The following is a 19,354-nucleotide window of genomic DNA, read 5'->3' as shown; positions in this document are numbered from 1 at the left end:
CGCTCACTGGGTGACTCCTGACTGCAGCAGCTTCTCGACGTGCTTGGCGAGGACGTCTGCCTCGAGGTTGACCCGGTCGCCGACCTGGCGACGACCGAGGGTGGTGCGGGCGAGGGTCTCGGGGATGAGGCTCACCGTGAAGCTCGCGTCCTTGGCCTCCACGACCGTGAGGCTGACGCCGTCGACGGTGATCGAGCCCTTGTCGACGAGGTAACGGGCCAGGTGCGCGGGCAGGGAGACCTCGACGACCTCCCAGTGCTCGCTCGGGGTGCGGGCGAGGATCTCGCCGACGCCGTCGACGTGGCCCTGCACGATGTGGCCGCCGAGCCGGGTCTGGGGGGTGACGGCACGCTCGAGGTTGACCACGTCGCCGACGGCGATGCCGCGCAGCGAGGTCTTGTCGAGGGTCTCCTGCATGACGTCGGCGGTCCAGGTGCCGTCGTCCCGCGTGGCGACGGTGAGGCAGCAGCCGTTGACAGCGATCGAGTCGCCGAGCGCCGCGTCCTGCAGGACGGTGGCGGCGCTGACCGTCAGGCGGATCGCGTCCCCCTGGTCCTCGATCGCGGCGATGATGCCGAGCTCCTCGACGATGCCGGTGAACATCAGCTCTCCTCTGTCTTCGTGTCCGGGGTCAGGGTGATCCGGACGTTGGGCTCCTCGCCCGGCGCGGCCGGGTCGAGGACGGTGATGTCGGTGACTCGGGGGCGCAACGCCGCCGCGATCGTCGAGATTCCGAGATCGGCGACCGCGTTGCGGCCGGCGCCCAGGAGCATCGGTGCGACGTAGGTGACGATCTCGTCGATCAGGCCGGCGCGGATGAACGCGGCGGCGAGCGTCGGGCCGCCCTCGAGGAAGACGTGGCGGCGCTCGAGCGCCCAGAGCTCGGCCAGGGCCGCGCGCGGGTCGTGGGTGCGCAGCCGGACGGTCTCGGCGTCGTCGTTGAAGACGCTGCTGGTGGCGGCCAGGTCGCGCAGGCCCATCACGGCCCGCAGCGGCTGGTGCTCGAGTGGCTCGCCGGCGGCGTCGCGGACGGTGAGCAACGGGTCGTCGATCGCGATGGTGTTGGTGCCGACCAGCATCGTGTCGCACTGGGCGCGCAGCCGGTGGGTGTCCAGACGGGCCGCGGTGGAGGAGACCCAGCGCGACGTGCCGTCGGCGGCCGCGCTGCGCCCGTCGAGGGTGGTGGCGAACTTCCAGGTGACGAACGGGCGGCCGAGCTCGAGGGCGCGGGACCAGACCCGGTTGAGGTGCCGGGACTCCTCCTCGAGCACGCCCGAGACGACCTCGAGGCCCGCGCCGCGGAGGGTCTCTGCTCCCCCGGTGGCCAGCGGGTTGGGGTCGGGCTGGGCGAACACGACACGGCGTACGCCCGCCTCGATGAGGCGACGGGAGCACGGGCCGGTGCGACCGGTGTGGTTGCACGGCTCGAGGGTGACGACCGCGGTCGTGCCGCGGGCGCGCTCGCCCGCCTGGTTGAGAGCGTCGGCCTCGGCATGGGCGGTGCCGGCGCCGCGGTGATGGCCCTCGGCGACGGTGGTGCCGTCATCGGCGAGCAGGACGCAGCCGACGCGGGGGTTGGGGCTGAACGGTCCCAGGGCGGCGAGCTCGAGGGCACGGCGCATCGCGGCGATCTCGACGTCGGTCGCACTGCTCATCGTTGGCCCCTCCTGTCCGTACTGCGCGGACTCCGGGGCTGATCACGGCCGACGCCCGACGCCCCACGTACGGGACCTCCGGGTCGAGCGGTGACTGCGTGCTTCTTTCCATCCGGACTTTGACCGTCGGTCCAGGACTCTCACCTGGTCAACCGGACGCTGGCTGCGGCCGGGTCGCGGACTTCCGACTCTCGTCGATCACCGCCGGTGCGGATTTCCACCGCCCCCAGAGCACGCGAGTTGTTCACTCGTGTGCACACATTTAAGCACAGCCCGCCGCTAGACAATCGTGGGCTGCGTCACGGCAGCGTCGAGGCGCTCGCGGCACTCGCGCGCAGGGCGCTGACCATCGCGTCCGGGTCGTCGGCCGAGTAGACGGCCGAGCCGGCGACGAAGACGTCGGCGCCGGCCTCGGCGCAGCGCTCGATGGTCTCCAGGCTGACACCGCCGTCGACCTGCAGCCAGGTCTCGAGGCCGTGCTTGTGCATCAGGGCGCGGGCGCGACGGATCTTGGGCAGGCACAGGTCGAGGAACTTCTGCCCGCCGAAGCCGGGCTCCACGGTCATGATCAGGACCATGTCGAGCTCGGCGAGCAGGTCCTCGTACGGCTCGATCGGGGTGGCGGGCTTGAGCGCCATCGAGGCGCGGGCGCCCTGCTTGCGGATCTCGCGCGCGAGCCGTACGGGCGCAGCGGCGGCCTCGACGTGGAAGGTGACGCTGCCGGCGCCGGCCTCGGCGTATGCCGGCGCGTGCCGGTCGGCGTCGGCGATCATCAGATGCGCGTCGAGCGGGACGTCGGTGGCCTTCGAGAGCGCCTCGACCATCGTCGGGCCGAAGGTCAGGTTCGGCACGAAGTGGTTGTCCATCACATCCACGTGCACCCAGTCGGCGCTGGGGATCCGCGCGATCTCGCCGGCGAGGTTCGCGAAGTCGGCGTTGAGGATGCTGGGGGTGATCTGCATGTGGGACGTCACGCCGGGGAGCCTAGTGCGTCGTGGCGCGCAGGCGACTTGGATCGTTCCGGGCGCTTGTCGGGCCAGGTGAAGCGGACGAGAGTGGGCCCGACCCCTCTACCAAGGAGCGTGACATGGCCTACCAGGTCGGCTACTTCATCGGCAGTCTCTCCTCGAACTCGATCAACCGGGTGCTCAGCAAGGCGCTGATCCGGCTCGCGCCGGACGACCTGGAGTTCACCGAGATCCCCATCGGGAACCTCCCGCTCTACAGCCCCGACTTCGATGCGAACTACCCGCCCGAGGCCACCGCGCTCAAGGACGCGATCCGGCGCTCGGAGGCGGTCATGTTCGTCACCCCGGAGTACAACCGCTCGATCCCCGGCGCGCTCAAGAACGCGATCGACTGGGCCTCGCGGCCGTGGGGCACGAACTCCTTCGACCACGTCCCGGCCGCCGTCATCGGCGCCTCCCCGGGCGCCATCGGCACCGCGGTGGCCCAGCAGTCGCTGCGCTCGGTGCTGAGCTTCTGCAACGCCCGCCAGATGACCGCCCCGGAGGCCTACATCCAGCTCACCCCCGGCCTCATCACCGCGGACGGTGAGGTCACCAACGACGCCAGCGCGGAGTTCCTGGAGAACTACATGCGCGAGTTCCGCAACCACATCGAGCGGGTCCTGACGGTCATCCCACGCAAGTAGCGCGGCAACCGGGGCAACAGGTGAGAACGTGGGCCTCGGCCTCGGCGTGACACCCGTTTTCTCACCTGTTGCTCCGCCGCGGGCTCAGGCTTCGTCAGTGCCGGCAGTCTCCTGGCCGTCGCGCTCGTCGCGGTCGGACCACTCGAGCAGGGGGCGGATGTCGAAGACGTGGTCGTCGATGTCGGCGTGGAGGTCGCCGATCTTCGCGAAGCGCTTCGGCACCGTGAGGATGGTGAAGTCACGGGGGTCGGCGTCGTCGATCTCCTCCCAGCGGATCGGCGTCGACACGCGGGCGTCCGGGAGACCGCGCACGGAGTAGGCCGAGGCGATCGTGTGGTCGCGGGTGTTCTGGTTGTAGTCCACGAAGACCGCGGCCGGGTCGCGGTCCTTGCGCCACCAGGCCGTGGTGACGTCCGCTGGCGCACGACGCTCGACCTCGCGGGCGAAGGCCAGCGCCGCGCGTCGTACGTCCTGGAAGCCGTGCTCCGGCTTGATCCGGACGTAGATGTGGATCCCTTTGCTGCCGCTCGTCTTGGGGTAGCCGACCGCGCCGAGCTCGTCGAGGACCTCGTGCGCGACGTGCGCGACCCGACGGACCCGGTCGTAGTCGCACTCCTCCCCCGGGTCCAGGTCGATGCGCCACTCGTCGGGCTGCTCGGTGTCCGCACGACGACTGTTCCAGGGGTGGAACTCCACCGTCGACATCTGGACGGCCCAGATCACCGAGCCGAGCTCGGTCACGCACAGCTCGTCGGCGGTCCGCTTCCAGCGCGGGAAGAAGAGCTCGACGGTCTCGACCCAGTCGGGTGCCCCGGACGGGATCCGCTTCTGGTGGACCTTCTCCCCCGGCTCGCCGAGCACGCCCTTGGGGAAGCGGTGCAGCATGCACGGACGCTCGTAGAGGGCCTTGACGATCCCGGGTCCGACGGCGAGGTAGTAGTCGACTAGGTCGTGCTTGGTCGCGTTGATCTCCGGGAAGTAGATCCGGTCGGGGTTCGAGATCCTGATGATCCGCGAGTCGACCTCGACCTCGATCGCGTCACCCATGAGCGGTCTGCCCCTGGGCCGCGGAGACCGCCCGGATGATCCTGCTCGGATCCTGCGGGTCGATGTGCCAGGCCGGCGGCGTCGTCGTCACATCTCGCAGGTTAATCAGATTCGTCGCGTCGTGGGTGCCACATGATGGTGGAGTCGAGGCGTCAGAGTGGATGTGAGCGTCGAGCAGAGGAGCATCATGGCCGAGGAGTTCGCGTCGTTCGTCCAGACGACCAGTGCCCAGCTCTATCGGACCGCGCTGCTGCTGACCGGCGACCACCACCTGGCCGAGGACCTGACGCAGTCCACCTACGCCAAGGTCTTCGCCGGTTGGAAGAAGGTGAGCCGCGCCGGGAACCCGGTGGGCTACACCCGCACCATCCTGATGAACACGTTCCTCTCCCACCGGCGATTGCGACGTACGGGCGAGACGCCCGGCCGCGCCGCCGACCTGACCGAGACGCTCGCCCGCGAGGGCGCGAGCGATGCCGACCCCAGCACCCGTGTCGACCTGCTGGCTGCGTTGGCGCAGCTGTCGCCGACCGACCGGGCCGTGCTGGTCGCGCGCTACTGGGAGGACCGCTCCGTCACCGAGACGGCGCATGATCTCGGGCTGACCGAGACCGCCGTCCGTACCCGTGCCAAACGCGCCATCGACCGGCTGCGGCCGCTCGTGCGCGACCTCGAAGGGATCTTGTGATGAACGACCTCAACTCCTTGATGCATGCTTCCGTCGACGGCGAGCGCCCCGATGTCGACCGGCTCCTGGCCGGTGCGATCCGGGACGGACAGCGGCTCCAGCGCCGCCGGCGGATGTCGTACGCCGGAGTCGGCCTCGCGGTCGCCGCGATCGCGTCAGCGGGCGCTGTCATGGCCGGCACGCAGGCCGGCTCCGGCACGGCGCGCGATGACCTGGCACCCGCGGCGAGCGGTCCGGCGAACGCCTCCCCGACCGGACCCGCACCGCTGCGGGCGGGCCAGACCTTCGACCTGGGCCAGGGCGTCACCGGCACGGTCGTCGCCTGCACGTCGACGAAGCCGTCGGGCGAGGCCGGTGTCAGCCCCGACTGCGTCCTGCCGAAGAAGTACGCCATCGAGGGGTCCTCGACGATCCCGGGACCGGGCACCGGCTTCGCGGTCGTGCTCGTCGGACCCGCCGCGGCCATCGAAGACTCGTGGAGCTCGAGCTTCGACTCGCCCCAGCTCGCGGCGTACCAGGGGCTGACGTATGCGCTGCCCGCCTCCGACCCGTTGATCCAGCCGATCTACCAGGGCCAGGACGTCGCCGTCCACCTCCCGGGCTGGAAGCTCGTCGGCCCGGTCGCCGACGACAAGGCGACGCTCGAGGGGCCGCACGGCGCCGTCGCCGGCATCGTGTGGCGCGCCGCGAAGGACTACGCCGCGTGGTCCGGCCAGCCGGACAAGGGCGCGGACCCCCTGACCTGGACCAGCGAGGTCCACGACGGGGTCTTCGTCACCATCCAGGGCGGCCAGGGCACCACGGACGTCGAGATCCAGGCGCTCGGGGCGTCCCTCACCTGGAAGTGACCCCGAGTGGTGAGTGTCAGCGCACGCCCTGGCGTGCGCTGACACTCACAACGCCGACTCATGCCGCTCGCGGCACGCCGAGCCGGCGCAGATCACGGGCCAGGCCCGCATCGTCCTCGCGCAGCTCGCGTGCCGTGCAGCGGATGACGAGCCGGTTCGGCGAGGTCAACGCCCGCTGCCGGGCGATGTCATCTTCCCAGTGCTCCACCTCCATGTGGAAGGAGCCGTCGATCTCGAGGACGGCGACCACCCCTCCTGGCAGGTCCCACTCGCAGTCGGTGTAGCGCACACGTCCCGACGCGTCACTGCGCTTCACTTGGCGCCGCGGCATCGCGAAGCCGTACCGGCGGCAGAACCTGCGGATGTCGAGCTCCGCGACCGACTGTGCTCCGCCCGCGATCTCCTGCAGTGCGCGGCGCAGGGCATCGGCGCGGCGGAGTGGGCGGAGCCAATCGATCCACTCGAGCAGAGCGTCCGGGGTGCTGTGCTGCTGTTGGACGGCCGCTGCGACCACACCCTGCGCGGTCCGCTCCGAGCGATCGGCCGAGGCGAAGAGCAGGATCGCCGGCTCGATCCGGATCGCAGGCGGGGCCGAGTCAGTTGCCCGCATCGCACCCAGGTCGCGACGTGACCTGACGAACGAGATCCCCGGGAGCGGTGCGGGCACATCGTTGACGTAGGGCACGAAGACCGTCAACGTCTCGCGAGACCAGTTCCGCAGCCCGGCGTCCTCCGCGGCGGTGAGGCCGCCCGCCAGCGCGCCGTCACCGGCGTGGAGGACCGCATGCCACAGGCGCTGGGCTCGCGTCAGCTCGCCGGTCGTCGTCGCGATGACGGTGGCCGAGAGCAGCTGCCATCGCTCGGACGCTATCCGGTGGGAGACACCACTGCGCCGGATGCCGACCGACGCCAGCTGCGCTCGCGTGATGAGACCGCACTGCGCCCGCGCGATGTCTCGCCACGAGCTCTCCGTCATGCGACTCAGCCTGCCCGAGATCCCACGACCACATCGGGAGCTCTCCACAGGCCCCCTGTTGTGAGTCTCAGCGCACGCCCTGGCGTGCGCTGGCACTCACAACGCCATCACTCGTCGAGCGCGAGGGCGCCGGCGAAGCCCAGCATGATCATGCCGACGACGCCGTCGATCCAGCGCCGGACCTTGTCCTGCTTGATCAAGCTCATCGCCTTGTCGGCGACCAGGGCGACGGTCACCAGGTAGATCGCGCCGAGCACGGCCAGGGTCAGGGCGTACGCCATCAGCGTGCCCAGGCTCGGGTGGCGGCCCACGAACGGCGGCAGCACCGCGAGGTAGAACGCCAGTGCCTTCGGGTTGGTGAAGGTCGAGATGAAGCCCTGCCGCATCGCGTGGTGCGGCGCCAGCCGACCGCTGCCGGCGGCCTGCCAGCCGTCTCCCCCGCCGCGCAGCGCCCCGACGACGGCCTGCAGTCCGAGCCAGGCCAGGTAGACGACACCGACGATGCGCAGGCACAGGAAGACGGTGTGCGCGTTGGTGATCACCGCGCCGAGCCCGGTCGCGGCGAGCACGCCGAGGACGACGTTGGCAGCGATGATCCCGGCGACCGTCCACAGACCCCGGTGACGGCCGCCGGCGACGGTGACCCGCAGCGTGATGAACGTGTCGGGGCCCGGCGCGAGTGCGATCAGCAGCGCGAAGACCAGGAAGGTCAGGTAGTGGTTCATCGGTCCTCGTCGTCGAGCGCGGCCTTGCGGAGCACCGCGATGAACATGGCGTCGGTGCCGTGTCGGTGCGGCCAGAGCTGGACCGTACCGGGCAGCGGCCCCTCGGCGTCACTGATTTCTGCGACGACGCCTGCGGTCGGCTCGAGCGTGAGCGTCGGGTCCTCACCCAGCACGGCCTCGACGACCGCGCGGGTCTCGGCCAGGGCCGGGCTGCAGGTCGCGTAGACGACGACGCCGCCGGGGCGGACGAGGTCCAGCGCGGAGCGGAGCAGGTCCTCCTGGAGCGGCACCAGCTCGGTGATGTCGGCGAGCTTGCGCCGCCAGCGCGCCTCGGGGCGACGGCGCAGCGCGCCGAGGCCGGAGCACGGCGCGTCGACGAGGACGCGGTCGAACGTGCCGGGGCGGAACGGAGGCCGGGTGCCGTCGGCGGCGACGACGCTGGCCACGCCGTTGCCCTTGACCAGGCCGGCGCGGTGCGGCTGGCGCTCGTTGCCGACCAAGGTGGCGCCCGCCTGCGCGGCGAGGGCGTCGAGCAGGGCGGCCTTGCCGCCGGGGCCGGCGCAGAGGTCGAGCCAGCGGGTGTCGCGGCCGTCGAGGCGCGCCTCGGTCAGGGCGAGCGCGACCAGCTGGGAGCCCTCGTCCTGCACGCCGGCGCGGCCCTCGGCGACGGCGGCGATGCCGACCGGAGAGCCGCCGGAGAGCGTGACGCCGTACGGGGAGAAGCGAGTCCGCTCGCTGCCGTCGGTCTCGGCCAGCTCCTGCGGCGTCGCGCGGCCCGGGCGCGCCACCAGCGTGACCCGCGGTGGCTCGTTGTCGGCCGCGAGCAGCGCCTCGATCTCATCGGCGCCGACGGCATCCCGGAGCACGTCGACGATCCACGCCGGGTGGGAGGTGCGCTCGGGCAGCGGCAGGTCCGCGGTCCACTCGGCGAGCGGCTTGGCGGCCACCTTGCGCAGCACGGCGTTGGCGAAGCCGCCGGCGCCGGGGCCGACCTTCGACTTCACCAGGTCGACCGTGGTCGCGATGGCGGCGTGGCTCGGCACGCGCATCGCGAGGAGCTGGTGCGCACCCAGGCGGAGCGCATCGAGGACCTTCGCCTCGACCTTGGCCAGCGGCCGGTCGATGCAGCGGGCGAGCACGGCGTCGTACGTCCCGATCCCGCGCAGCGTGCCGGAGGCGAGCTCGGTGGCGAACGCGGCGTCGCGACCGCTCAGCCCGAGGCGGGACAGGACGTGCGGGAGGGCGAGATTGGCGTACGCGTCATCGACGCGGACGGCCTTCAGCACCTCGAACGCGGCCAGCCGAGCGGGATCGATCGGCGCACGGCTCGCCTTCGGCGGTGCACCGGGGCGCCCGCCACGACGCTTGTTGCGGTAGTTACCCGTCGAACCGGACACCGGTCTCCACCCGCGCTCCGCGTGCCCAGTCGGCGGCCGCCATCTCCTTCTTGCCGAACGCCTTGACCAGGCCGAGCCGGACCGCGACGGTGCCGGTGCCGACGAGGACGTCGTTCTTGCGGACCTCGAGGGTGCCGGGCGCGAGCTGCTCGTCGGTCAGGGTGACCGGGCCGATCTTGAACCGCTCCCCCTCGAGCAGCGTCCAGGCGCCGGGCGCGGGCGTGCAGGCCCGGACCTGGCGCTCGATGCCGGCGGCCGGATGGCTCCAGGTGAGCTGGGCGTCCTCGGGGTTGATCTTGGCGGCGTAGGTGACGCCGTCGGTGGGTTGGTCGCGCGCGACCAGCGACCCGTCGGCGAGGCCGTCGAGGGTGGCGACCAGAAGGCCCGCGCCACCCTCGGCGAGCTTGGCCAGCAGCGTGCCGGCGGTGTCCTCGGGGCGGATGAGCTGCGTCATCAGGCCGTACGTGGGACCCGCGTCGAGCTCCTTGACGATCCGGAAGGTGGTGGCACCGGTGATCTCCTCGCCCTCCCAGATCGCGCGCTGCACAGGGGCCGCGCCACGGTAGGCGGGCAGCAGCGAGAAGTGCAGGTTGACCCAGCCGTGCTCGGGGATGTCGAGGGCGGACTGCGGCAGCAGGGCGCCGTACGCGACCACCGGGCAGACGTCCGGATCGAGCGCCTTGAGCGCTTCCTGGAACTCCGGGTCGCGCGGGTGCTCCGGCTTGAGCACCGGGATGCCGAGCTCCTCGGCGCGCTGGGCGACCGGGGAGGCGACCAGCTTGCGGCCGCGGCCGGCGGCCGCGTCCGGGCGGGTGACGACGCCGACCAGCTCGTGCTGGCTGTCGGCGATCGCGTCGAGCGAGGGCACGGCCACCTCGGGGGTGCCGGCGAAGACGACGCGCATCAGCGGCCCGACCCGAACGTCGCGTGCGGGCTGACCTTGACGGTCGGCTTCTCGAGCCCGAACCACTCCGACTCGCGGATCTCACGCATCGCGGCCTTGCGGGCGGCGTCGTCGAGACGGTCGATGAACAGCACGCCGTCGAGGTGGTCGGTCTCGTGCTGGATCGCACGGGCGAGCAGCTCGGAGCCCTCGATGGTGACCTCGTCGCCGTGCATGTTGAACCCGTGCGCGACCACGTGGAGCGCGCGCTTGGTGTCGTACGTCAGGCCCGGCAGGGACAGGCAGCCCTCGCCGCCGTCCTGGCACTCCTCCGAGAGCTCGAGACGCGGGTTGATCAGGTGACCGACCTCGTCGTCGACGTTCCAGGTGAAGACCCGCAGGCCGACGCCGATCTGGGGCGCGGCCAGGCCGGCGCCGGGCGCGTCGAGCATGGTGTCGGTGAGGTCCTCGACGAGCTTGCGCAGCTCCTTGTCGAAGTCGACGACCTCGTCGGCGCGGCGGCGCAGGACGGGATCGCCGAAGAGGCGGATGGGCTGGATGGCCATGCCCTCCATCCTATGGACCCGACGGGCGGGTCAGAGACTCGGCGGATCGACCTGGACGCGGACCGGCTCGAGTCGGCGCGCGGAGCGGAGCCGCTGCAGCTCGCCGAGGGCCGCCGACAGCGCCGGCCCCTCCCCTCGCGGGACCCGGACGACGAGTCGCTGCTCCTCGTCGTCCTCGCCCACCTCGGCGCCCGCGGCCAGCGGCACCGGGCCGAGCAGCTCGGCGTGCTCCGGCAGGTCGAGCAGGGTGCGGGCGTCGGCGAGCGCGCCGGGCGCACCGGTGAGGGAGGCGAGCCGCGAGGCGGGCGGCAGATGCGCGAGCGCGCGCTGCTCGGCCTCGCGTCCGGCGAAGCCGGGCTGATCCCAACGAACCAGCGCCTGGGTGGTCGGATGCGCCGGGTCGCCGACGATCAGCACCCGTCCGCCGGGTGCGACCAGACCGGCGGCGTTGCTCCAGCGGCGCAGCGCCTCCTCCTCGGTGCGCAGATCGGGGTGCCCCAGCAGGAGCCAGGTGTCGAGCAGCAGCACGGCGGCGTAACCGCCGTCGGCCGGAGGCTCGGCCCCCGGTGTGGCCACCACGATCGAGGGCCCGGCCTTGACCCGCGTCAGGAGCCGATCGCCGCTCGAGCCGGCGACCCGCACGCCCGGGAACGCCCGGCCGAGCTCCTCGGCGGTCCGGGCCTCCCCGACGATCGGTGCCCGCAGCCCTCGCCCACCACAGACGGCGCAGGACCAGGACTCGGCCACGGCGCCGCACCAGCCGCACTCCGGCGGGGCGACCGGCCCGCTGAGCCGCAGCGGCCCCGTGCAGGCCGGGCACCGCGCGGACGTCCGGCACGTGTCGCACGCCAGTGCCGCGGCGTAGCCGCGCCGCGGCGTCTGGACGAGCACCGGTCCGGCCTCGAGCGCCGTCTTGATCGTGGCGAAGGCATCGCGGGGCACGCGCGAGACGCGGGCCAGCGGATCGCGCTCCAGGTCGAAGTCGGTGGCGCCGGTGACGCCGACGGTGACGCGGCCGCGGGCCAGCGCCCGGGTCGGAGCGATCCGATGTGCCCAGCCGGTCCGCAGCAGCTGGTCGGCCTCCACGGTCCGGGCGAAGCCACCGATCAGCAGCCCGGCCGCCTCCTGCTCGGCACGCAGCAGCAGCACCTCGCGGGCGTGCGGATAGGGCGCACGGGGCTCGGCGAGGTTGCCGTCCCCGTCGTCCCACAGCCCGAGCAGGCCCAGGTCGCGCACCGGCGCGAAGGCGGCGGCACGAGTGCCGACGACGACCCGGACGCTGCCCCGCGCGACGGCCAGGAACGCCCGATAGCGCTCAGCGGGCCCGGCGTCGGCGGTGAGGGTGACATGGTGACCGTCGCCGAGCACGGCGCCCAGGGCAGCGGAGACCCGGGCCACGGCCTTGCCGTCGGGCACCACCAGCAGACTCCCCCGGCCACCCGCGAGCGTCGCCGCCGTGGCATGGGCCATCAGCACCGGCCAGTCGGTGCCGGCCGCCGCGTGCCACACCGAGCGCGGGGCACCGCCGTCGTGCAGATGGCGCAGGTACGTCGCGCCGGGCTCGTGTCCGGCCCAGGCCTCCTCCGCCGCTGCCGGATCCCACCGGGCTGGGCCACCTGGCGCGACGGGTGGCTCCCCCTCGGCCGTGGCGTGGCGGGCGGGCACCGCCAGCCGCAGGACGTCGGAGCGGGTACCGGCGTAGCGCTCGGCCACCGCCGCGGTCAGGGCCGCGATCTCGGGTGAGAGCACCCGCTCGGCGCTGACCACCCGGCGCAGCGGCTTCAGGGCGCCGGCATGCTCCGTCGTGGCGGCGCGGCCCACCACGAAGCCGTCCACGTCCTGCCCGGCGAAGCGCACCTTGACCCGTACGCCCGGCTGCGCGGTCTCGGCCATCGCGACCGGAACGCTGTAGTCGAAGGGCTTGTCGAGATGGGCCAACGGCAGGTCGAGCAGCACCTGCGCGACCGGGTCCACCTCGGTGACCTCTGCCTCGGCGGCCTTGCGCTGCTTGGTCGCGCGCGCCTTCGCCCGCCCCTCGGCCACTCGGTCGCGGACGAGACCGGGCAGCTCGAGGAGCTGGTCGTCGTGCGCGGAGGGTGCCATGGCGCTGTTGTACCAGCGCGCACCGACAGCGCGTTCGGCCACCTGGCCCGTTCGGACACGAACGAGAGGCAGTCCCGGGACATTGGTCTCATAGATGGCAACCCGTTGCCGATCAGATGATGTGATCGCTGCGCTCGTCATCCGGTGGGGCTCGGCAGCCGGACGCAGTGATGATTGAAGAGGCCAGATGATCCACTCCCCGCATCTGTTTGCGGAGCACAGCCCGGCGCTGATCGGTCTTGCGGCGCTGCTGTGCCTCGCCGGATCCTGGGCCACGTCGCGCTTCTTCCAGCGCATCGCCAACAGCGGCGACGGCCTGCGCGCCGACTGGCTGCTGCTGACCTCGGTCTCCAGCGGCGTCACCATCTGGTGCACCCACTTCGTCGCGATGCTCGGCTATCACGCGGACATGCCGATCGGCATCGCCTGGGCCCCGACCCTCGTGTCGCTCACGATCGCCGTGATCGGCAGCGCGGCCGGCTTCACCGTCGCGGTCCTCGGCGACCGTACGGGCTCCCGGCGGGCCGTGGGCGGTGCCATCGTCGGCATCTCGATCGCCACCATGCACTACGTCGGCATGAGTGCCATGCGCACCTACACGCCGGTCTCGTGGAGCGTGCCCATCGTCGTGCTCTCGGTCGTGCTCGGCGGCGGCCTGAGCATCGCCGCGCTGCACATCGGCGGGCGCCCCACCGGCGAGCGTCCGCGCAGCAACGCGATGGCCCTGCTGTACGCGCTGGCGATCCTGTCGCTGCACTTCACCGGGATGTGGGCCTTCAGCATCACCCACAGCGGCAACGCGATGACGCTCGACTCCTCGATCGACCGGGACTCGGAGTCCGTCCTCGCCGTCGCGATCGCGATCATGGCGCTGGCGACGATCGGCGCCGGCATGGTCGGCTACCTGATCGACGGCAGCACCCGCGCCGCCGCCCTCGAGCGCTTCAGGACCCTGGCGATGCACGACTCGCTCACCGGCCTGCCCAACCGCACCAGCCTCGGCGAGCGCCTCGAGCTCGAGATCATCGCGACCCGGGAGAGCAGCAGCCGGCTCTCGCTGGCGGTGATCGACATCGACGGGTTCAAGGAGATCAACGACCTGCGCGGCCACCCGGTCGGCGACGAGGTCCTCCGTACGCTCGGCCACCGGATGACCAGCCTGGTCGACGCCTCGCCCGGCACCTTCATCGCCCGCATCGGCGGCGACGAGTTCGTCGCCCTGCACCGCCTCGAGTCCGCGGAGCTGCAGGAGGAGCTGGACGCGTTCCTGCGCGAGCTCCTCGACGTGTCGTCGGCGCCCATCGAGTTCGGCTCCGACGTGATCCGCCCCCAGGCGAGCATCGGCGCGGCGATCTTCCCCGAGGACGCCACCGACGCCGAGACCCTCATCAGCAACGCGGACCTGGCGCTGTACCGCGCCAAGGCCGACCCGTACAGCCAGCTGTGCCTGTACGACCCGGCCATCGACGAGCGCACCCGCTCGCGCCAGGGTCTGCTCGCGGACCTGCGCGAGGCCATGGTGCGCGATGAGTTCCTGCTGCACTACCAGGTCCAGACGGCGCTGCCGAAGGGTGACGTCCTCGGGTACGAGGCGCTGCTGCGCTGGGACCACCCGAAGCACGGGCTGGTCTCGCCGACCGAGTTCATCCCGCTGGCGGAGTCCAGCCGGCTGATCGTGACGATCGGCGCCTGGGTGCTGCACCAGGCCTGCGCCGAGGCGGTCCGCTGGGACCCGCCGTACCGCGTGTCGGTGAACGTCTCCCCCGTGCAGCTCTCCGAGCCCGGTCTGGTCGACACCGTGCGCGCCGCCCTCGCCGCATCCGGCCTCTCGGCCGACCGCCTGGAGCTGGAGATGACCGAGACGGCCGTCTTCAACGACCGTGACCAGGTGATGCGCACGCTCGTCGAGCTCAAGGCGATGGGAGTGGGCCTGGCGCTCGACGACTTCGGGGTCGGCTACTCCTCGCTCGACGTGCTGCGGTCCTTCCCGTTCGACCGGCTCAAGATCGACCGCTCCTTCCTGACCGGCACCAGCCCCCAGCAGACGATCGAGCTGATCCAGACCGTGCTCACCCTCGGCCGGACCTTCGGCATGACCGTGATCGCCGAGGGCATCGAGACCCCCGAGCAGCGCGACCTGCTGACCCTGGCGGGGTGCCTGGAGGCGCAGGGCTTCCTGTTCGGCCGACCCTCGTCCCCCGACGACATCGCTCGGACGGGCCAGTTCAGGCGCTCGGGTGGGCTGGCCGCCCCGATCATCGGCGAGCGCCCTCACTGACCGAGCGGCGCTGAGGGCCGGCGATCGAGGTCGACGCCTCTTCCTCGGTGATGCGGCGCGGACGACGAGCCCACGCCGCCCGTGCAACGACGAGTGGGCCGCCCCCGAAGGGACGGCCCACTCGCACGGAGCGTGATCGGTCAGATCCCCGCGGCAGCCTTCAGGGCCTCGGCGCGGTCGGTGCGCTCCCAGGTGAACTCGGGCAGCTCGCGGCCGAAGTGGCCGTACGCAGCGGTCTTGGCGTAGATCGGGCGCAGCAGGTCGAGGTCACGCAGGATCGCGGCGGGGCGCAGGTCGAAGACCTCGAGCACCGCCTCCTGGATCTTCTCGTCGGGCAGCACGCCGGTGCCGAAGGTCTCGACGAAGACGCCGACGGGGGCGGCCTTGCCGATCGCGTACGCGACCTGGACCTCGGCGCGACGGGCCAGGCCGGCCGCGACGATGTTCTTGGCGACCCAGCGCATCGCGTAGGCGGCGGAGCGGTCGACCTTCGACGGGTCCTTGCCGGAGAACGCGCCACCGCCGTGGCGGGCCATGCCGCCGTAGGTGTCGACGATGATCTTGCGACCGGTCAGGCCGGCGTCGCCCATCGGGCCGCCGACGACGAACTTGCCGGTCGGGTTGATGTGCAGCTTGTAGCCGTCGAACGGCACCGAGGTCTTGAAGCGCTCCAGGACCGGCTCGATGACGTGCGCCTTCACGTCGGCGGCGATCTGCTCCTGGCTGATCTCCTCCGCGTGCTGGGTGGAGAGGACGACGGTGTCGACCCGGACGGCCCGGTTCTCGTCGTCGTACTCGATGGTGACCTGGGTCTTGCCGTCGGGACGCAGGTAGGCGAGCGTGCCGTCCTTGCGGACCTCGGTGAGCCGCTCGGCCAGCGTCTGCGCGATCTTGATCGGCAGCGGGAAGAGCTCCGGGGTGTCGTCGCAGGCGTAGCCGAACATCAGACCCTGGTCGCCCGCGCCCTGCTTGTCGAGCTCGTCGACCGAGCCCTCGGCGCGCTGCTCCTCGGCGGTGTCCACACCCTGGGCGATGTCGGCCGACTGCGCGCCGATCGCGACCTGGACGCCGCAGGAGTTGCCGTCGAAGCCCTTCTCGGAGCTGTCGTAGCCGATCTCGAGGATCTTCTCGCGGACCAGCTGCGCCACCGGCGCGTACGCCTCGGTGGTGACCTCACCGGCCACCACGACCAAGCCGGTGGTCAGGAGCGTCTCGACCGCGACCCGGCTCTTCGGGTCATGGGCGAGTAGGTAGTCCAGGACGGTGTCGCTGATCTGGTCGGCGATCTTGTCCGGGTGACCCTCGGTCACCGACTCCGACGTGAAAAGACGTCCAGTCACGAAAAGCGCTCCGTTCCTCAGTCTGTTGAGTGCCATGCACAGCGTATAGGTGCCGTCGGCACCGGTCAGAGCCGTGCCGCGATGTGATCCACGATCACCTGCGCGAGAGCGCTCTTGGCGCCCTGGGGGACCTCGGCGGCCGTGCCGTCGGCACCGAGGATCACGGCGGCGTTCTCGGGGCTGCCGAAGACCGCGCCACCACTGACGTCGTTGACCACGAGCAGGTCGCAGCCCTTGCGCGCGAGCTTGGCGCGGGCGAGGTCGAGGACCGATCCCGTCGCGTCGCCGGTCTCGGCGGCGAAGCCGACGACCAACTGGCCGGGGTGGGCGCGGTGGGCGCTCAGCTCGGCGAGGATGTCGGCGTTCTGCACCAGCTCGATGATCGGCGCCGAGCCGTCGGCGGCCTTCTTGATCTTGGCGTCGCTCTGCGACGTCGGGCGGAAGTCGGCCGGTGCGGCCGCCATCACGATCGCGTCGGCGGTCGGCGCCGCGGCGAGCATCGCGTCGTGCAGCTGGGCGGTGGTCTCCACCCGGAGGACCTTCACGCCCGCCGGGTCGGGCAGCGTGACGTTGGCGGCGACGACGGTGACCTCGGCGCCCCGGGCCGCGGCGGCGCGCGCGATGGCGTAGCCCTGCAGGCCGCTGGAGCGGTTGCCGAGGAAGCGGACGGGGTCGAGGTACTCACGCGTGCCGCCGGCGCTGACGACGACCGTACGGCCGGCCAGGTCGGTCACGCCGCCCCGGGCCAGGACCGCCTCGCAGAGCTCGAAGATCTCGGCCGGGTCGGGCAGACGGCCCTTGCCGGTGTCCTTGCCGGTGAGCCGGCCCTCGGCCGGCTCGATCACGACGGCGCCGCGCCGGCGCAGGGTGGCGACGTTGTCGACGGTGGCGGGGTGCTCCCACATCTCGGTGTGCATCGCCGGGGCGAAGACGACCGGGCAGCGGGCGGTGAGCAGCACGTTGGTGAGCAGGTCGTCGGCCAGCCCGTGCGCGGCGCGCGCCATGGTGTTGGCGGTGGCGGGGGCGACCACGACCAGGTCGGCCTGCTGGCCGATCCGGACGTGCGGGACCTCGGTGATGTTCTGCCAGACCTCGGTGGCGATCGCCTTGCCGGAGAGCGCCTCCCAGGTGGGGGCGCCGACGAACTCCAGCGCGGAGCGGGTCGGGACGACGGTGACGTCGTAGCCGCCCTCGGTGAAGCGGCGCAGCAGCTCGGCGGCCTTGTACGCGGCGATGCCACCGGAGACCGCGAGAACGACCGACGGCCGCTCCCCGTTCCGGGAAGCGGCCGACGTGATGTCGTGCGTGGTCAGGATCGGCTCACTCGCTGACGGCGAACGGGTCGTCGTTCGCGGCGGCGGCGCGAGCGGCCTCCTCGGCGGCGACCTCGGCCGGGTCGATGTCCTCGCAGGTCAGCAGGTCGTCGTTGATCTCGCGCAGCGCGATCGACAGCGGCTTCTCCTGGACGTGCGTGTCGACGAGCGGGCCGACGTACTCCAGCAGGCCCTCGCCGAGCTGGGAGTAGTACGCGTTGATCTGGCGGGCGCGCTTGGCGCTGTAGAGGACCAGCTTGTACTTGCTGTCCGTCTTCGTGAGGAGGTCGTCGATCGACGGGTTGGTCACGCCCTGGGCGTCGATTGCGGGAGCAGCCACGTTAAGCCTCACTGGTTTTCGAGTCGGGGGTGCTGATGCCGTCACCGGCACCGCGCGTCATCAAGGCTACCAACTCGGCAGCAGCCTCACGAACTTCCCGGTTGACGATCGTCACGTCGAACTCCGACTCGGCGGCCATCTCGACCTTCGCGGTCTCCAGCCGGCGGGTCCGCTCAGCCTCGGTCTCGGTGCCCCGGCCGATCAGCCGGCGGACGAGCTCGTCCCACGACGGCGGCGCCAAGAAGACGAAGAGCGGGTTGAGCCCGGGCTGCCGGGCGACCGCCTCGCGGACCTGTCGCGCGCCCTGCAGGTCGATCTCGAGCAGGGCCGGGCGGCCTGCCGCGAGCGCCTCCTCGACCGGCTTGCGGGGGGTGCCGTAGCGGGCGACCTTGTGGACCGTGGCCCACTCCAGGAGCTCGTCCTCGGCGATCATCCGGTCGAACTCCTCGTCGGAGACGAACCGGTAGTGCACGCCGTCGACCTCCCCGTGGCGAGGGGCGCGGGTGGTGGCGGACACCGACATCCACAGGTCGGGATGGGCGGCGCGCATCTCGGCCGCGACGGTGCCCTTGCCCACCGCGGTGGGCCCGGCGAGAACGACGAGACGAGCAGGTGCGGCCTCAGACACGCCGGCCGAACTCCTGCGCCAGACCGACGATCTGCTTGGCGCCGAGCCCCGCGACGCGGCGGCTCTCGGCGATGCCGACCCGCTCCATCATCGCGTGGGCGCGCACCTTGCCCAGACCGGGCATCGCCTGCAGCAGGTCGAGCACCCGCATCCGGCCGACGACCTCGTTGGACTGACCCTCCTGGATGACCTCCATGATGTCGGCCCCACCCGTCTTGAGCCGGTTCTTCACCTCGGCCCGGACGCGTCGTGAGGCGGCGGCCTTCTCCAGCGCGGCCTGACGTTGTTCGGGGGTGAGCGGAGGAAGTGCCACAGAGTCCTACTTCATGAGATCGGTGGGCGACTGGCCGATGCAGTCCGCGCCAATCTAGTCAGAAGACACGGGAGCGGCAACGGCGGTCCCGTGTCGGGCCGGATCAGAGGGTGATCGGCGTGTGGCAGACGTCGCGGGCCTGCTGCTGGACGGCGTCGAGGGCGGACACGGTCGCCGGGCTGCCGAGGGCGGTGGCCGCCGTGGCGATCGCCTCGCGCTGCGCAGCGGCCAGGGAGGCCGGCGGGTGGGCGGCGTCGTACGTGCTGGGGTCGACGCCTGCTGTCTTCAGCGCCGCGTCGAGGGCGGCGAGCCGGTCGATCACGGTGGTCCAGTCGTCCGCGATGTCGCTGGGCGCCTTGGCCCGGAGCTCGCGGAAGATGGGCAGGGCGTCGAGCAGGGCGGCCCCTCCCCCGTCGCCGAGGATCCTCGACAGGTCGTCGCGGTGCGAGGTGACCGTCGCGCAGTAGTCGTCGGTGGACGACGAGCCGCCGCAGGCCGTCAGGGCGGTAGCCAGGACGAGGCCCGCGACCGCGGCCACCCGGCCCCTGTAACGCGGTGTTACAGCAACTTCTGCGGTGTTGCAGCACCGCAGAAGACGGT

General features: G+C 71.8%; 20 protein-coding genes and 1 riboswitch. Of the genes, 4 read left to right on the top strand and 16 right to left on the bottom strand.

Annotation, left to right across the window (positions count from 1 at the left end; translation table 11 throughout):
• Positions 1-3: 3 nt before the first annotated feature.
• The 3 genes from KSO98_RS07905 to rpe all read right to left on the bottom strand — a co-directional run bounded on the left by KSO98_RS07905 (position 4) and on the right by rpe (position 2,617).
• Positions 4-603 (bottom strand): riboflavin synthase, encoded by a 600-nt coding sequence (locus KSO98_RS07905; RefSeq protein WP_225284585.1) that lies wholly within the window; start codon positions 601-603, stop codon positions 4-6.
• Complete coding sequence (gene ribD / locus KSO98_RS07900) at positions 603-1,655, bottom strand: bifunctional diaminohydroxyphosphoribosylaminopyrimidine deaminase/5-amino-6-(5-phosphoribosylamino)uracil reductase RibD (RefSeq protein WP_225284584.1); 1,053 nt, start codon at positions 1,653-1,655, stop codon at positions 603-605. The genes KSO98_RS07905 and ribD overlap by 1 nt, the downstream gene beginning before the upstream one ends.
• 94 nt (positions 1,656-1,749) lie before the next feature.
• Positions 1,750-1,894, bottom strand: a riboswitch (FMN riboswitch).
• A 60-nt stretch (positions 1,895-1,954) separates the two neighbouring features.
• The gene (gene rpe / locus KSO98_RS07895) at positions 1,955-2,617 is read right to left on the bottom strand and encodes a ribulose-phosphate 3-epimerase (RefSeq protein ID WP_225284656.1); all 663 of its coding nucleotides are present in this window, start codon (positions 2,615-2,617) and stop codon (positions 1,955-1,957) included.
• 125 nt (positions 2,618-2,742) lie between these two features.
• On the opposite strand from rpe, the gene KSO98_RS07890 reads away from it, so the two are divergent.
• Positions 2,743-3,309: an NADPH-dependent FMN reductase gene (locus KSO98_RS07890; protein WP_225284583.1), complete on the top strand. Its 567-nt coding sequence runs from the start codon at positions 2,743-2,745 to the stop codon at positions 3,307-3,309.
• A gap of 84 nt (positions 3,310-3,393) precedes the next feature.
• Here KSO98_RS07890 and ligD read toward each other — a convergent pair whose 3' ends face one another.
• Positions 3,394-4,356, bottom strand: a complete 963-nt coding sequence (gene ligD, locus KSO98_RS07885) for a non-homologous end-joining DNA ligase (RefSeq protein ID WP_225284582.1) — start codon at positions 4,354-4,356, stop codon at positions 3,394-3,396.
• 187 nt (positions 4,357-4,543) lie between these two features.
• Here ligD and KSO98_RS07880 point away from each other — a divergent pair, with 187 nt between their 5' ends.
• Both KSO98_RS07880 and KSO98_RS07875 read left to right on the top strand, forming a co-directional pair.
• Positions 4,544-5,044 (top strand): SigE family RNA polymerase sigma factor, encoded by a 501-nt coding sequence (locus KSO98_RS07880; protein ID WP_225284581.1) that lies wholly within the window; start codon positions 4,544-4,546, stop codon positions 5,042-5,044.
• Positions 5,044-5,892 carry a hypothetical protein gene (locus tag KSO98_RS07875; RefSeq protein WP_225284580.1) on the top strand — a complete coding sequence of 283 codons (849 nt, stop codon included), beginning with the start codon at positions 5,044-5,046 and terminating at the stop codon, positions 5,890-5,892. Before KSO98_RS07880 ends, KSO98_RS07875 begins: the two co-directional genes overlap by 1 nt.
• Positions 5,893-5,950: 58 nt before the next feature.
• Here the strand turns inward: KSO98_RS07875 and KSO98_RS07870 are convergent, their stop codons facing one another.
• From KSO98_RS07870 to KSO98_RS07845, 6 genes are all read right to left on the bottom strand, one after another.
• Positions 5,951-6,868, bottom strand: coding sequence for a putative endonuclease domain-containing protein (locus KSO98_RS07870; RefSeq protein WP_225284579.1), 918 nt, complete (start codon positions 6,866-6,868; stop codon positions 5,951-5,953).
• A gap of 107 nt (positions 6,869-6,975) precedes the next feature.
• A complete protein-coding gene (locus KSO98_RS07865) occupies positions 6,976-7,593 on the bottom strand; it encodes a LysE family translocator (RefSeq protein ID WP_225284578.1) in 618 nt (205 codons plus the stop codon).
• On the bottom strand, positions 7,590-8,990 hold the full coding sequence (locus KSO98_RS07860) for an RsmB/NOP family class I SAM-dependent RNA methyltransferase (RefSeq protein ID WP_225284577.1): 1,401 nt from the start codon (positions 8,988-8,990) through the stop codon (positions 7,590-7,592). The genes KSO98_RS07865 and KSO98_RS07860 overlap by 4 nt, the downstream gene beginning before the upstream one ends.
• Positions 8,971-9,894: a methionyl-tRNA formyltransferase gene (gene fmt / locus KSO98_RS07855; RefSeq protein ID WP_225284576.1), complete on the bottom strand. Its 924-nt coding sequence runs from the start codon at positions 9,892-9,894 to the stop codon at positions 8,971-8,973. Before fmt ends, KSO98_RS07860 begins: the two co-directional genes overlap by 20 nt.
• Positions 9,894-10,439: a peptide deformylase gene (gene def / locus KSO98_RS07850; RefSeq protein WP_225284575.1), complete on the bottom strand. Its 546-nt coding sequence runs from the start codon at positions 10,437-10,439 to the stop codon at positions 9,894-9,896. Before def ends, fmt begins: the two co-directional genes overlap by 1 nt.
• A gap of 30 nt (positions 10,440-10,469) precedes the next feature.
• Positions 10,470-12,542: a primosomal protein N' gene (locus tag KSO98_RS07845; protein WP_225284574.1), complete on the bottom strand. Its 2,073-nt coding sequence runs from the start codon at positions 12,540-12,542 to the stop codon at positions 10,470-10,472.
• A gap of 187 nt (positions 12,543-12,729) precedes the next feature.
• On the opposite strand from KSO98_RS07845, the gene KSO98_RS07840 reads away from it, so the two are divergent.
• Positions 12,730-14,820, top strand: coding sequence for a putative bifunctional diguanylate cyclase/phosphodiesterase (locus tag KSO98_RS07840; protein WP_225284573.1), 2,091 nt, complete (start codon positions 12,730-12,732; stop codon positions 14,818-14,820).
• Positions 14,821-14,960: 140 nt separating this feature from the next.
• Here KSO98_RS07840 and metK read toward each other — a convergent pair whose 3' ends face one another.
• From metK to KSO98_RS07810, 6 genes are all read right to left on the bottom strand, one after another.
• Complete coding sequence (gene metK / locus KSO98_RS07835) at positions 14,961-16,160, bottom strand: methionine adenosyltransferase (protein WP_225284572.1); 1,200 nt, start codon at positions 16,158-16,160, stop codon at positions 14,961-14,963.
• A 65-nt stretch (positions 16,161-16,225) separates the two neighbouring features.
• A complete protein-coding gene (gene coaBC, locus KSO98_RS07830) occupies positions 16,226-17,473 on the bottom strand; it encodes a bifunctional phosphopantothenoylcysteine decarboxylase/phosphopantothenate--cysteine ligase CoaBC (RefSeq protein WP_263642542.1) in 1,248 nt (415 codons plus the stop codon).
• Between the two features lie 7 nt (positions 17,474-17,480).
• Positions 17,481-17,813 (bottom strand): DNA-directed RNA polymerase subunit omega, encoded by a 333-nt coding sequence (rpoZ, locus tag KSO98_RS07825; RefSeq protein WP_308012739.1) that lies wholly within the window; start codon positions 17,811-17,813, stop codon positions 17,481-17,483.
• Position 17,814: 1 nt separating this feature from the next.
• A complete protein-coding gene (gene gmk / locus KSO98_RS07820; protein WP_225284571.1) occupies positions 17,815-18,441 on the bottom strand; it encodes a guanylate kinase in 627 nt (208 codons plus the stop codon).
• A complete protein-coding gene (mihF, locus tag KSO98_RS07815; RefSeq protein ID WP_225284570.1) occupies positions 18,434-18,754 on the bottom strand; it encodes an integration host factor, actinobacterial type in 321 nt (106 codons plus the stop codon). The genes gmk and mihF overlap by 8 nt, the downstream gene beginning before the upstream one ends.
• Positions 18,755-18,857: 103 nt before the next feature.
• On the bottom strand, positions 18,858-19,292 hold the full coding sequence (locus KSO98_RS07810) for a hypothetical protein (RefSeq protein ID WP_225284569.1): 435 nt from the start codon (positions 19,290-19,292) through the stop codon (positions 18,858-18,860).
• Positions 19,293-19,354: the final 62 nt, after the last annotated feature.

This window comes from Nocardioides nematodiphilus (assembly GCF_020216525.1).
Classification (GTDB): Bacteria; Actinomycetota; Actinomycetes; order Propionibacteriales; family Nocardioidaceae; genus Nocardioides; species Nocardioides nematodiphilus.
The sequence above is the reverse complement of the archived record's forward strand: the minus strand, read 5'-3'. Positions and strand labels throughout refer to the sequence as shown.